The sequence below is a fragment of the Paraburkholderia sp. SSBN10T genome (assembly GCF_056619545.1).
The window spans coordinates 1-13341 of record NZ_JBWQQI010000022.1 but is presented as its reverse complement, the minus strand read 5'-3'; the positions used below and the strand labels follow the sequence as shown (position 1 = coordinate 13341).

General features: G+C 57.2%; 11 protein-coding genes. 7 read left to right on the top strand and 4 right to left on the bottom strand.

Annotated features, from left to right (window positions below):
- Window positions 1-9: 9 nt before the first annotated feature.
- From cbiE to cobM, 3 genes are all read left to right on the top strand, one after another.
- Window positions 10-1233, top strand: a complete 1224-nt coding sequence (gene cbiE / locus AC1ECK_RS28055) for a precorrin-6y C5,15-methyltransferase (decarboxylating) subunit CbiE (protein WP_480325201.1) — start codon at window positions 10-12, stop codon at window positions 1231-1233.
- Window positions 1230-1955 (top strand): cobalt-precorrin-6A reductase, encoded by a 726-nt coding sequence (locus AC1ECK_RS28050; protein WP_480325010.1) that lies wholly within the window; start codon window positions 1230-1232, stop codon window positions 1953-1955. The genes cbiE and AC1ECK_RS28050 overlap by 4 nt, the downstream gene beginning before the upstream one ends.
- Window positions 1956-2019: 64 nt before the next feature.
- Complete coding sequence (gene cobM, locus AC1ECK_RS28045; protein WP_480325008.1) at window positions 2020-2748, top strand: precorrin-4 C(11)-methyltransferase; 729 nt, start codon at window positions 2020-2022, stop codon at window positions 2746-2748.
- 62 nt (window positions 2749-2810) lie between these two features.
- Here the strand turns inward: cobM and AC1ECK_RS28040 are convergent, their stop codons facing one another.
- Both AC1ECK_RS28040 and AC1ECK_RS28035 read right to left on the bottom strand, forming a co-directional pair.
- Window positions 2811-4292, bottom strand: coding sequence for a sodium:solute symporter family protein (locus tag AC1ECK_RS28040; protein ID WP_480325006.1), 1482 nt, complete (start codon window positions 4290-4292; stop codon window positions 2811-2813).
- The gene (locus AC1ECK_RS28035) at window positions 4289-4504 is read right to left on the bottom strand and encodes a DUF3311 domain-containing protein (protein WP_480325004.1); all 216 of its coding nucleotides are present in this window, start codon (window positions 4502-4504) and stop codon (window positions 4289-4291) included. Before AC1ECK_RS28035 ends, AC1ECK_RS28040 begins: the two co-directional genes overlap by 4 nt.
- Window positions 4505-4778: 274 nt before the next feature.
- On the opposite strand from AC1ECK_RS28035, the gene AC1ECK_RS28030 reads away from it, so the two are divergent.
- A complete protein-coding gene (locus AC1ECK_RS28030) occupies window positions 4779-5447 on the top strand; it encodes a MarC family protein (RefSeq protein WP_480325002.1) in 669 nt (222 codons plus the stop codon).
- 138 nt (window positions 5448-5585) lie between these two features.
- Window positions 5586-6419, top strand: coding sequence for a class II glutamine amidotransferase (locus AC1ECK_RS28025; RefSeq protein ID WP_480325001.1), 834 nt, complete (start codon window positions 5586-5588; stop codon window positions 6417-6419).
- A gap of 294 nt (window positions 6420-6713) precedes the next feature.
- Here AC1ECK_RS28025 and AC1ECK_RS28020 read toward each other — a convergent pair whose 3' ends face one another.
- Complete coding sequence (locus tag AC1ECK_RS28020) at window positions 6714-7259, bottom strand: phosphatase PAP2 family protein (protein ID WP_480324999.1); 546 nt, start codon at window positions 7257-7259, stop codon at window positions 6714-6716.
- 266 nt (window positions 7260-7525) lie between these two features.
- Window positions 7526-8329: an IS630 family transposase gene (locus AC1ECK_RS28015; protein ID WP_480324997.1), complete on the bottom strand. Its 804-nt coding sequence runs from the start codon at window positions 8327-8329 to the stop codon at window positions 7526-7528.
- 1657 nt (window positions 8330-9986) lie between these two features.
- On the opposite strand from AC1ECK_RS28015, the gene AC1ECK_RS28010 reads away from it, so the two are divergent.
- Together AC1ECK_RS28010 and AC1ECK_RS28005 are read left to right on the top strand one after the other, a co-directional pair.
- Window positions 9987-10895, top strand: coding sequence for a hypothetical protein (locus AC1ECK_RS28010; RefSeq protein WP_480324995.1), 909 nt, complete (start codon window positions 9987-9989; stop codon window positions 10893-10895).
- 76 nt (window positions 10896-10971) lie between these two features.
- A partial coding sequence (locus AC1ECK_RS28005; RefSeq protein WP_480324993.1) for a calcium-binding protein occupies window positions 10972-13341 on the top strand: 2370 nt, incomplete at its 3' end.

The window sequence follows — 13341 nt, the reverse complement described above, 5'->3', positions numbered from 1 at the left end:
GATGGATTCATGCCGGCATGGCTGACCGTGGTAGGCATCGGCGATGACGGTTTTGCCGGTCTGGGGCGCCCGGCACGCCGCGCGCTGCTCGATGCGGCCGTGATATTCGGCGGCGAGCGGCATCTCGCGATGCTGCCGGCGCGCCTCGCCGCGCGGCGCGAAGCATGGCCGCGCCCGTTTGATATCGCGCCGGTACTGGCCCGGCGCGACACGCCGGTGTGCGTGCTGGCGAGCGGCGATCCGATGCTGTTCGGAGTCGGGGCGACGCTCGCGCGTCAGTTGCCGGCGGGCGAACTGCGCGTGTTGCCTGCGCCGTCGTCGCTGTCGCTCGCGGCGGCGCGTCTTGGCTGGCCCTTACAGGAGGTGGCGGTGGTGTCCGTGGTGGGCCGCTCGCTTGCCACGGTGAGCGCACATCTGCATGCGGGCACGCGGCTCTTTGTCTTGAGCGCCGACGGGACCACGCCGGCGGCGCTGGCGGCGCTGCTGACCTCACGCGGCTTCGGCGCGACCCGCATGAGCGTGCTCGAACACCTTGGCGGCGAGCGCGAACGCCGCCTCGATGGCCGCGCCGACGCATGGTCCGGCGAAGCGGTCGCCGCCTTGAACCTCGTCGCGCTGGAGTGCCGCGCGGCCGATGGCGCGCCGCGTCTGCCGCTGACGCCTGGCCTGCCCGACGATGCGTTTCGCCACGACGGACAGTTGACCAAGCGCGATGTCCGCGCCATCACGCTGGCGCGTCTCGCGCCGGCGCCCGGTGAACTGCTGTGGGACGTGGGCGCGGGCAGCGGCTCGATCGGGATCGAATGGATGCGTGCGCATCCATCCTGCCGGGCCATCGCAATCGAGGCGCATCCTGAACGGCAGCGCTTTATCGAACACAATCGCGACGCGCTCGGCGTGCCGGGTTTGCAACTGGTCGCGGGCAGGGCGCCGGAGGCGCTTCACGGACTGGCGACACCCGATGCGGTTTTTATCGGCGGCGGCGTCACGGTGCCGGGCGTGCTCGATGCCTGCTGGGCGCAGTTGCGCCCGGGCGGCCGGTTGATTGCCAATGCCGTCACGCTGCAGGGCGAGACGGCGCTGATGGCGTGGCGCGAGCAGCATGGCGGCACGCTCACGCGCATCGCGCTCGCCGAGGCGCAGCCGTTGGGCGGCTTCGATACGTGGCGGCAGACGTTGCCGATTACGTTGCTGGAGGTCGGCAAACCGCTTGCTGCGGCGGTGCCGGCATGACCCGCGTCCTTCTGCTCGGCGGCACCGGCGATGCGTTGCACATCGCGCGGCAGCTCGGCCCCGAACACGTCTACAGTCTCGCCGGACTCGGCAAGGTGCCGTCCGATCTCGCCTGTGCGGTGCGAGTCGGCGGTTTCGGCGGCGCACAGGGCCTTGCCCGCTATCTCCAGGACGAAAGCATCGGCTTGCTGGTCGACGCCACCCATCCCTACGCCGCGCAGATCAGCGCCAACGCCCACGCCGCAAGCCGCGCCGCCAACGTGCCGTGCTGGGCGCTGCGCCGTCCCGCTTGGCAGCCGCAGAGCGGCGACGACTGGCGCATTGTCGACGGCTGGAGCGGCCTGATCGGCGCAATGGCGCCATTCGCCCGGCCGCTTTTCACGCTCGGCCGCGAGGCGCTCGCGCATCTCGATGAAATCCCCGCGGACCAGTACTGGACAATCCGTTGTCTCGATGCTCATCCAGGCACCGCCCGGTCACGCATCCTCGACGTCCGCGGACCGTTCACCCTGGATGGCGAGCGAAACCTTTTCACCGCCGGCCGGATCGACGTCGTGATAAGCAAGAACAGCGGCGGCACCGCGACCGAAGCGAAACTTGAAGTCGCCCGCGAGCGCGGCTTGCCGGTGATCATGCTGCGGCGTCCGGCCTTGCCCGCTGTCGAGCGCGAGTTCAGCCGTCCGGCAGACCTGCTCGACGCGCTGCAAACCTTGTTGTCCTGACTGTACAGACGATGCCGCGCGACCGATGACCGCGCGGCTCGCACTATCGAATCACGGAGTTTGCATGACAGTGTTTTTTATCGGCGCAGGTCCAGGCGACCCTGAGCTCATCACGGTAAAAGGGCAGCGTCTCGTGCGCAGTTGCCCAGTGATCCTGTACGCCGGCTCGCTGGTTCCCGCGGCGGTGCTGGAAGGCCACGCCGCCGAACAGGTGGTGAATACCGCCGACCTCGATCTCGACCAGATCGTCGCCTTGCTCGAGGATGCGCACGCCAAAGGCAAAGACGTGGCGCGCGTGCATTCCGGCGATCCGTCCTTGTACGGCGCCATCGGCGAGCAGATTCGCAGATTGCGTGAATTGCGGATTCCTTACGAGATCGTCCCAGGCGTCACCGCGACGGCCGCATGCGCGGCGACGCTCGGCTGCGAGCTGACGCTGCCGGACGTTTCGCAGACGCTGATCCTCACGCGCTTCGCCAGCAAGACAAGCATGCCGGAAGGCGAGCAGTTGAGCGAGCTGGCGCGGCATCGCGCGACCATGGCGATTCATCTGGGCGTGCGGCATCTGGCGCGCATCGTCGACGAACTGCGTCCGCACTACGGCGACGCCTGTCCGATTGCGGTGATCTACCGGGCGAGCTGGCCGGATGAGGAAAAGGTCACGGGGACGCTGGCCGACATTGTCGGCAAGGTGCAGACCACGCAGATCGAGCGTACCGCGCTGATTCTGGTGGGGCGTGTGCTGGCAGCCGAGGGATTTGCGGATTCGACGCTGTACGCGAAGGGCGTTTAAGCAAGCTTGTGAGAGAGGCATCCCGCACTTGCGGACAACCGCAAGTGCGGGATGCGGCGACTTCAATGCACTTGCGTATGCGCGTGCGACTCGCTGCTCGCGCGCGGTTGCGTGACTGCGCTCACCACCACGAACACGATGATGTTCAAGGCGAGTGCGACGAAACCGATGTTCACGTCCTTGGCGGCATCGGCCAGGAATGGGAACAACTGGCCCATGCTCAGATGCATCAGCGTAGTGACCGCCACCACCGCCACACCGGCCAGAATTCCGCAGAATGCGCCCTGTTTGGTCGCCCGGTTATGCGGCGCGAGGCTGCATATCATGGCCGGAAAAAGCTGCGTGACGAAGCTGTAGCCCATCAGCAGCAGCGCGACGATGGTCTCGCCGCCATGCAGCGTGAAGGCTACCGCCACCAGCGCTACGACCGGCACCAGCACGCGGGCCAGCCTCGTGACGCTCGCATCGCTGGCGTCGCGTTTGAGCAAACCGCGGTAGACGTCGTTGGCGAGCAGCGTCGAGGCCGTGTTGAGGATCATCGAACCCGGCACGAGCGCGGTCAGCACACCGGCTCCGCCGATGATCCCGACAAACCACGGATCGAAGGTCTGCAGCGACAGGCGGAACAGCGACAGATCGATATCGCCGCCTTTCAGGCCCGGCACTTTCAGCACGGCCGCAAAACCGACGAAGAACACGAACAGCAGGATCAACTGATAGAGCGGCAGCACCATCGCGTTGCGGCGGAAAATCCGTTCGTCCTTCGCGGTGAACACCGAGCCGAACGTATGCGGCCACATGAAAAAGCCCAGCGCGGTGAGCAGCACGGTCGACTGGAACCAGGTCACGCTCGAGCCTTTGGCGGGGAAGGTGAGAAAGCCGGGCTTGGCTGTTTCGATTGCATGGAACATCTCGCCGAGGCCGCCGTAGTAGTGGATCGGCAGATAGATGCCGAGAAACAGCACCACCGCCAGAATCAGCGTGTCCTTGACGACCGAGTTCCATGCCGAGCCGCGCACGCCCGACACGATCACGTAGCACGTCACCACCGCGGCGCCGATCCAGATCGCCGAGGTGGACGGAATCGCGCCATACGACGCGGTCGCCACGATGATGCCAAGCCCCTTCAGTTGCAGCACCAGATACGGAATCAGTGCGGCTACGCCGACCAGCGCGACCAGCACGCCCAGGGCCGGGCTATCGTACTTGCGCGAGAAGAAGTGCGGCTGCGAAACCAGCCGCTGGCTTTTCGCATAGCGCCAGATGGGCGGCAGCATCCAGTACGAGAGGATGTAGGCGAGCGACCCATAAGCGAGGATGTAGTAAACCGGCGCGCCTTTGCCATAAGCGAAACCGCTGCCGCCGAGAAAGGTGAAGGTGGTGTAGATCTCGCCGGCCATCAGCAGGAACACGAAGGCGGTGCCGAAGCTGCGCCCGCCCACCGTCCATTGTTCGAGACTCATGTCGTGGCCGCGCCGCGCACGTAGGCCGAGAAACAGCGCGAATACCGTCACCGCGGCGATGATGATCAGGGCGCTGCTCATGAGCTGGCCTCTTCGGTATCGGCAGCGGTTTGACGGTTGCTCGGGTCGAGCCGGTAGATGATCCCCATGATGATCGAGATGAGGATCACCCACAGGACGATCCAGGCAAGCACGAACGGCATGCCCAGCACGAGCGGCTCGACGCGATTGACAAACGGCACGCCGAGCAGGATGCCGATGAACGGCAGCGCGGCGAGGAAACGAAGGTACATGGGGGGCGACTCCTCGAACGGGTGGATGCGTCTGCTGAAGCCTGTCTTTCGTCCGGACTTTATGCCTGATAGGTCTGTTACGTAAAGGCCGCCAAAAAAAATGTAGGTGGCTTGAAAGCTGTGAAGGGGAGACGAGGGCGTGCGATCGCGCCATGTTGCATTGCGCCACGGCTTCGCTTCGTGGCTAGTGTCATAGCCATGCCGCATCGCGCTATGATGCGGCATCGGGTTCCCGCCGGAATCCATCAGCCGTCGTTCGACACGGATCGCAAACATGGTGGAAAGTCTGATCTCGGACATTCTGTTTGGGTTTACCGGATTGATCAGCATCATCAATCCATTCGGTATCGCCTTCGTCTTCCTCGACCGGACTGCATCGCTCACCACCGAAGAGCGCACCACACTCGCACGCAAGATCGCCATCAACGTGCTGTGCGTGCTGCTTGTCGCGTTCTTCCTCGGCACCCCCGTGCTGCACTTCTTCGGCATCTCGATGGAGGCGCTGCGCATTGGCGGCGGACTCGCCGTGGCGGTGGCCGGCTGGAACATGCTCAACGCACCGGATACGCCGCCCGCCGATTCCGGAGTCAAGCGCGTCGATGCGGACAGCGCGACCTCCAGGGCGTTTTTCCCGCTTACGGTTCCGTTGACCACGGGCCCGGGCTCGGTCGCCACGGCCATTGCCCTCAATGCGAACCGGACCCATAAGCTGTCTGAGTTCGTGCTGTCGAGCATCGCTTCAGTCGTGATCTCGATCATCGTGGCCATCGTCGTGTATATCACCTACAGCCGTGCCGTTGTTTTTGCTCGCTATCTTGGCGTCGAAGGCACCAAGGTGGCTATGCGGGTGTCGTCCTTTCTGCTGCTGTGCATCGGTGTGCAGATTATCTTGACCGGCTTTTCCGAGTTCCTGATTCCTATTGCGCAGTTGCCGCCTAAATAACGGCGCCGGCCGGCGCGGGTTTGGCGAGCTGACATATCGCGTTTGCCTGCTGGTGCTAGGATGCGAGAAATCGCACCTTCAGGAAGCTGCCGACATTTTTCGCTTCCCTTGCTTGCGTCGACAGGAAGGAGACCCCTCATGTGCCGCTGGCTTGCTTACACCGGAAACCCCGTTCAACTCGAGACGGTGCTGTTTCGCGCCAAACACTCGCTGATCGATCAAAGCCTGCACTCGCGCCTTGGCCAAACCACCACCAATGGCGATGGCTTCGGCATCGGCTGGTACGGACATCCCACCGACATCCCGTTTCGCTACCGCTGCATGCAGCCCGCCTGGAGCGACCGCAACCTGCGCGAAGCGGCCCGCGCGATCCACTCGCCGATGTTCGTCGCCCACATTCGCGCAGCCACCAATACCCCTGCTCAGGAGACCAACTGTCACCCGTTTCGCTATGGCCGGTGGCTGTTCGTCCACAACGGGCTCGTACGCAATTACCCGTCGGTGCGGCGCGAACTGATGCTGGCGATCAAGCCGGAACTGTTCCCGTCCATTGAGGGGTCGACCGATTCCGAGGTGCTGTTCTTTCTCGCGTTGACCTTTGGCCTGGAACTCACGCCGGTTACCGCGCTGGAGCGGATGGTCGCTTTTGTTGAGGCCACCGGGCGCAAGAATGGCGTCGAACATCCACTGAACATGACGGTCTGCGCGACCGACGGCGAGCAGATCATTGCCGTGCGGTATTCCAGTGAGCGGGATTCGCGTTCGCTGTTTCATAGCACCTCGTTTCATCATCTGCATGAGTTGTATCCGCATGATCCTCGGATCGTCGCGGCTGGTGACGATGCGTTTCTTGTGTTGTCCGAGCCGCTTGTGGATTTGCCTGGCTGGTGGGAGGAGATTCCGGAGAGTACGGCGGTGGTTGCGCGTCATGGCGAAATCGAACAGTACGCGTTCAGTCCTCGTTTAGGCTGAGGGCGAGGTGTTTGCGCGGCGCGCAGCCTCGCCTGGGATCGTTCAGTGCTGCTGATAAGCCGCTGCGCCCGGTGAATGCTTTGAGTGCGTCAACACGCTGCGTGCGCAGTGAGTCCAGTAGCGTGCGCAAATACGTATCTCCGCGCTTCGATATGCCGTGCAGGTTGGCCTCGTGCTGGCGATCTTCAGCATCGTTAGATGCGAGCTCCGGAAATTCGTCAATCCTTTGCGACCATCGCCATGTTCCCGCGTTCGATCCCGCACGACTCAGAGTACGCTGACCCAATAAAAAACCTACGGACGAAATAAATTACCAATATGCCAATGAAGCGATGGAAAAGAAATGATTCCCTGAGCGGAATCGATTACCAATTCTGGTTTGGTGCCGCTACGCAAAAGCGCAAAATCGGAGACGGTCGAGGCGGTATTGGGGTCATGGACGCCGAAGTGAACGAATGCACTCTCTGCCGGAAGAAGTGTGGCGATCAATATCACCAGAGTGGTCGAGACGATAAACTGCACGACGAATTCGGCGTAGTCCTGTGAGTTCGAAGTTAGCGCAAGAATAACCGGGATAACGAAGAGTTGAATTCCACCAGACGCATAGGCGAACTCGAGCGCAGAATGCATCCAATGATGCGCCTTCACCCATTGATAGGTCTCCGGCCAATGAAATCCAAGCGCGGAATCAACAGATACGAATGCATTGCTTACGAGCGGGAAATCGGTCGTTATGCGGAGATATTGAAATACGACGCCAACGTGAGTGAAGATGGTCAGAATTGTGATCCACATAAATAAATGCGCCAGACTTTCATAAAATAATTTCCTGGCAGACATTCTATGCATCCTGCGTGATATTAAACAAAACACTCCGGTGATAGTGGCGATACAAAAAATCTTCGTGTGCTTTGCGCTACACTGTCGTTTTCAACTCGAAATCCGATGTAATTTGCTAAAAATCAGGTCAATGAGCATCATCAGGATCGTTACTAACCACGCGGCCAAATAAATCTTTCGTATCTCTTTCGGCATAAACCACCATAAATTTTATATGCTGTCCCCGCAAGGGCGAACGAAAATCAGCAGGCAGGTAAAGAAATATTCTAGTGTTCCGTCCCAGAAATAACTTTGCATAGTCGAGCCACGTTCTTAAGGATGGAATCTGCTGTGGCGGTCCATACGAACGGCCGCTTGTGCTGGTTGTACTGCTCGACAGAGCGTTCGATGCAGGTAATCAGTTGGCGCACGTTCCTGATTGATCCGCGCCGGATAGCCTGCTGCGTAATCAGGCCAAACCAATGCTCCACCTGATTAAGCCAGTTCGAATAGGTCGGCGTGAAATGCATATGATACCGCGGATGCTTCGCCAGCCACGCCTTGACCTTCAGATGCTTGTGCGCGGCATAGTTGTCGACGATAAGATACACATCGAGGTCTGCCGGCACAGCCTGGGCGATGTGATTGAGAAAGGCCAGAAACTCGTGGTGCCGATGGAGTGGCCGGCATTGGGTAATGATTTCATTCATTGCCGCATCGAGCGCGGCGAACAGGGTCGCCGTGCCATGCCGGACGTAGTCATGCGTCACCCCTTCGAGATAGCCCAGCCCCATCGGCAATACCGGCTGCATGCGCTGCAGTGCCTGGCACTGGCCAGCGCATTGGTCGGCGGGCTTTAGGTACAGCCCGACAATATCGCGGACCTTCTCCACGAAGTACGGATCGGTAGACAGCTTGAAGTTCTTGGAACGATGGGGCTGTACACCGAACAGCGACAGATACCGGGCCACCGAACTCTTCGAAATTCCCGTTTGTTTCGCAGCAGAACGCACGCTCCAGTGCGTTGCCCCGTCCGACTTCTCATGCAGTACCTTGGCCAGCAGCTCCGCCACGGTCTCATCGTCATGCATGCGCGGCCACCCGGACGAGCTTCATCATGCAGAACCGGCAAGTCCCTGCGCGACAAACCGCTTCTTCCGGGGTGTAATCGCCGGTGGCGTTACTTCGCATTGCATCGCAATTTTCTGGCTTGTATGCCCATAAACGGCCATCAGGGCAATCTTTGACCGACGGACCAGAGAATGAGGCAACGAATGCGAGCGGCTAATTGTTCACGCTCGAGTTCCGGCACCACAACCTCGATTCCCTTGCGCCCCACGATCGCCTCCTGTTCCTGCTCGTCAGGATTCGATCATAGAACAAGAAAAATTTATGCAAAGTTATTTCTGGGACGGAACACTGGACGGCTGGTGGCAAATGTTAAGCTGGCTTTCGAATGACCGAACCTCATGAAGAAACGGACGATTGTTCACGAGTCGCGAACGGCTACATGTGGCCGAAGAGTGCTGCCTTGTGCAATGGGCATGCACAGCTTCAAACCTCGCCAGGCTGCGATCAGGTGCACGCGACCCGGGGTTCCCGGTGATCATTCTGACAGCGAACGCTCACGGTTTGAGTTCAACAGCCTTGCATCGTGCTACCACGGTGCGAAACATGTCCCCCCGGCTCTGTAAGCGGTTCAGTCGGGATTCTGAATAATTGGGACGAAGTTCGCAGCGTCCGGGGTTTGGGGCGAGAGGCCACCGATTGCATCTCGCGCCAGTGTCACCATCGTGGCCAATTGGGAACGATCGTGTCCAACATTGACAACCTTATGCGCAACGATCATGTGGTTGTTAAGATATACAGCAGTAGCAACAGGATCCGGCGATGCAACTGTAGCCTGATAAACCAACAAAAAAGGGGATTATCTGTAACAGCTGGACCAGAGGAGAGTGCCGCCGATCTGCAGCTTGCAGAAGCGCCTGTTTCCACGTTGTCGCCCGCCTATCCGTACCCGGCGGTCCGCTTTAAACTGTTGCACCCACCTGAGCACAGTTAGAGTTTTTTGCATTTTTAGGGAAGCTCAGGAGCTCTCGCCATTGCATATGCCGTCGTGAACTTCCTACGACCCGAGATTGGACACCGATTTGTCTGTCGGGACAGGTAAGGGGGCAGCAACGCAGCCGGTTCGGCGAAAATAAAACGCTTGACAACTCGGTTCGATCAAATTATTTTTACAAAAAACACAAATCCCTGCGTGCGTCGTCGGGGAACTCAGAGAGAATCGAGGGAAAATAATGAGAATTTCAAAAATTTGGGTATTAAGCCTCTTCTATACAGAAAGGGTCGAACGCATTGACCTTGCGTATTCTGGTGTGGCAGATTGCTGCCAGTCTTCGTAAATATCTTGTAAGCCGATCCGTCATTACATAAATTTGGCGCAATAATTTTGCGCTTTTAGTGGCGTATTCGGACGTTTGATATGCGAAAGAATCTTGTGCACAACTCTGGATGACTGCGAGAGGGCGTGGGCTATGGCAACAGCAACTAGTCGTTTATTGTTTCGAGTATAGTTTTGTTGTTGCCCATTTTTCACGAGCACGATGTGGTAATACATCCGCCGTTCTCGCGAGATAGGCAATTTATATCTATTTGCCGAATATCCTAAAGATCATTTTGAAAATGTCGTCTGATGCAGTGGCATTTATGATGCGTCGCATGTTGGCATGATCTGTCAGGAATTGATTGGCGCGAGAGGTAATCATAAAGCAGTGTATCGAGATTTCCTATGGATTTCGCGATCCTCATTCTTGTCGGAAGTTTGATCAGGCATCTATATACGGTGAAGACAGGCACGTCATCTTTTGGGCCTTTGTGCGATTTGGGAATCGAAAAATGATTTTAATATGCCGAATTTTAAGGTCTTCAAGGCTTGTGGCCGGCGCCGGCGCCGTTGCGGCTGCGCTTGGAATTATACTGCCAATCGCCGCTATCTTCGTTGAAAATAAAAGGTGTGCTGGAATCAACGGGCGATCGAAAATCATTCGCATTCAGAATGTTGGAATGAATGTTCTCTTCATGCTCGTTTTTATATTTGGATGCGCCAATGCATCGTTCGCCGATACCCAGGGAAAAAAAGAGGGCGGCGTGCATGAAATATTGTTGGGTTATCCCGCCTATCAGAATGTTGTGCATTTTAGGATAAGTGATGCCTATCAACCAGAGATTCACGAGACATTTTTCAGAATTTTTGTCGATTATCCGTCGATGAAGCCGACGTCAGGGCCAAGGAAGTTCAAGCTGAATGATAATACTTTAGAGATCTTGGTGCAAGCATACCCAAAATACGGAACCAATGCAGATAAAATATTATCCGGGGGTTTTGGTGCGAGCGAGATTGCTCCGAGTGATGGTTATCGTGTATTCACTAAGCCGGGTGGGAAAATTAATCAGACAAAAATATATGGTTACAAGAATGGAGTTGATAATGTAATCGTATTGGATCCTGGTTCATGGAGTGTTCGCTACGCGATGACAAGAGGGGTTTCGAATCTTTATCAATTTAATTGTCATTTTAATAAAAATATTGGTGCATCATTTAGAAATATTGATGATTCGGTATTCATGCTTTTATCGACCATGATTGTCAAGTAACGCTCCGTTGATCCAACCTTGATCACCTCGAGCGACTGAGAAAAAGCAACTTAGACCTTAGAAAACAGGTGAATCTATGTCTACGCCGCTAATCGCTTTAACCCCAGGTCAAGTCTCAACATTGCAGGGATATATTGACAGTGGAGACTATTCAGATGGATATGGCTTTGTACAGAGCATTCTGGATGGTGCAAATCTAGATGGCGATAGCACGATGCAGGCTGCATCGAATTGGTTCGGGATTGCACAGGAAGTAAATGGAAACACTGGCTTTTGGGGGGCTTTTGTAAGAGGTGCAGCCGAAGAGGCCGCCAGCAATGCAGGATACAACTTCGACGATGCGACGTTCCAGTCAGTTTCGAACGATTTGGCACAGCAGGTATTGAGCAATATTGCCAACCAGGGATACATCAGTGATGTCAGCTCGTACGTCTCTGCCGACGTATCGACGTTTGTTTCAGATACTGGTATGCCGGAGTCGGCCTGGCCTGGGGCACTTGGTGACCTCCTTGTGTTCGGCCACACCTACGCCTCAATTACAGATCCCGCGGGGGATCCGATGCAGTCTTATGACAATTTCATTGGTGCTACGGATGCTGCTCTAGCCGGGCTAAAACGAGCTCTTGGTCTACCGACTCCCTCCGATTTTTTGCCGGCGCTGTTCGGACCTAATGGCATGTTTTCGAATATGGGTTTCAACGGAGTTCCTTTTCCCACAGGTGGCCCGTTAACCGGTGGCCCATACATGCCCGGCATTACAGGCGAATTTAACAAAAGCATGGCAGATCCTTTGGTCCTGGATCTATCTGGAACAGGCGTGCAGCTGATTCCATTGGCGCAGTCAAACGCCTATTTTGATCTTTATGATACCGGTTTTGCCGTACATACAGGATGGGTCGGACCAGAAACCGGCATTTTGATCGAAAACAACGGTAACGGACCTATTGACAATATTACGGACCTGTTCGGAAGCTCAAGCACGGATGGATTTACGGCACTTGAAGCACTTGACGTAAATCACGACGGCGTCATTAATGCACAGGATCCAGAATTCGCCAACCTTGAGGTCTGGACTGATACGAACGGCAATGGCGTTGTCGATCCAGGTGAATTACATACCTTGACCCAACTTGGCATCATCTCCATCAACCTGACAACTACAAACGTAAGTCAAAACAGCGGTGGAAATGTAATCGAAGAGGTCGCCACATATACGCGCTCCGATGGGACCACGGGCGAAATTGCCGAAGCCTATTTTGACAACAGCCCGGTCGATTCGCAGTTTGAAGGGAGCTATCAGCTTAACCCTGCGGTATTGACTCTTCCGAATCTTCGGGGGTACGGGACAGTTCCAGATCTGTATATTGCGATGAGCCTCGATCCTACGCTTCTGCAAATGGTGCAGACGCTTTCAGATGAAGGTTTGGCTGATGCTTCAAGTTTCACGTCGGAGACAAGAGAGATCCTGTATCAATGGGCTGGGGTGGAAGGAGTTGCGCCGGATAGCCGTGGTCAATATATCGACGCGCAGGAGTTAGGCGTACTTGAAAAATTCGCGGGTGAAAGCTTCGTATCGACGTTCGGCGATAATTCAAATCCATCAAATTCCCATCAAGGCGGAGTTCTGCAAACTGCGTTTAATCAATTGTTGGCGGCAGTCGAAGTCCGATTGCTAGCGCAGGGTCCGCTGGCGTCTTTCCTCCCAGGAGTCGCGTTTGATTACGACACGGACACCTTAGTTGGCAGCGGGGACCTATCGGCACTCGTGAATCAGCTGGCGAACGCAGCTCCGTCGACGACGACCGGTGTCGAACATTATTGGGGAAATGTCGCTCCGATCTTGGGTTTGTTAAGCAGTAGTTTGGGGCTTACATCGAGCTCATACGAGGGTGCACTTCAGACCGTATTCAATAACCTCAATCTTCCGTTTAGCGCCAACGAAGCGGCACAGGGTAATGTCCTCTTGGGGGACGGAAGCACGAGCCAACTTGTTTCGTCTAGTTCGGGGCCGCATTATTTCGATGGCGGGGCCAGCGTTAGGTATGAACAGAGCGATGGCGGAGGCGACGTATTGATCTTCAACGCGGGTTATGGGCATCTGGAGATCAACGAGGTCGATTTTGGGAGCAACCCGGACAACGTACTGGAACTGGGTACGGGGATCAGCGAGTCGTCGGTGACGGTGAAGGGGGCAGGCAGCGGCGCGCTGGTGCTCACCGACGGCGTGAGCGGCGACCAGGTCACGCTGGATGATGAACTGGATAGCAGCTACTACGGCGTGCAGCAGGTGCAGTTTGCCGACGGCACGGTGTGGACGGAGCAGCAGCTGGTTCAGATGGAGACGACGGGGACCAGCGGCAACGACACCCTGTATGGCACCCCGGGTGCGAACCTGTTTGACGGCAAGGGTGGCAACGACCTTGAGGTCGGTGGCGGCGGGGGCGAT

What these genes read in the sequence shown, in the direction of transcription:
- cobM (WP_480325008.1), top strand. Translation starts at nt 2,020, where the DNA reads ATGACAGTGTTTTTTATCGGCGCAGGTCCAGGCGACCCTGAGCTCATC.
- AC1ECK_RS28050 (WP_480325010.1), top strand. Translation starts at nt 1,230, where the DNA reads ATGACCCGCGTCCTTCTGCTCGGCGGCACCGGCGATGCGTTGCACATC.
- cbiE (WP_480325201.1), top strand. Translation starts at nt 10, where the DNA reads ATGCCGGCATGGCTGACCGTGGTAGGCATCGGCGATGACGGTTTTGCC.
- AC1ECK_RS28030 (WP_480325002.1), top strand. Translation starts at nt 4,779, where the DNA reads ATGGTGGAAAGTCTGATCTCGGACATTCTGTTTGGGTTTACCGGATTG.
- AC1ECK_RS28025 (WP_480325001.1), top strand. Translation starts at nt 5,586, where the DNA reads ATGTGCCGCTGGCTTGCTTACACCGGAAACCCCGTTCAACTCGAGACG.
- AC1ECK_RS28015 (WP_480324997.1), bottom strand. Translation starts at nt 8,329, where the DNA reads ATGCATGACGATGAGACCGTGGCGGAGCTGCTGGCCAAGGTACTGCAT.
- AC1ECK_RS28040 (WP_480325006.1), bottom strand. Translation starts at nt 4,292, where the DNA reads ATGAGCAGCGCCCTGATCATCATCGCCGCGGTGACGGTATTCGCGCTG.
- AC1ECK_RS28035 (WP_480325004.1), bottom strand. Translation starts at nt 4,504, where the DNA reads ATGTACCTTCGTTTCCTCGCCGCGCTGCCGTTCATCGGCATCCTGCTC.
- AC1ECK_RS28020 (WP_480324999.1), bottom strand. Translation starts at nt 7,259, where the DNA reads ATGTCTGCCAGGAAATTATTTTATGAAAGTCTGGCGCATTTATTTATG.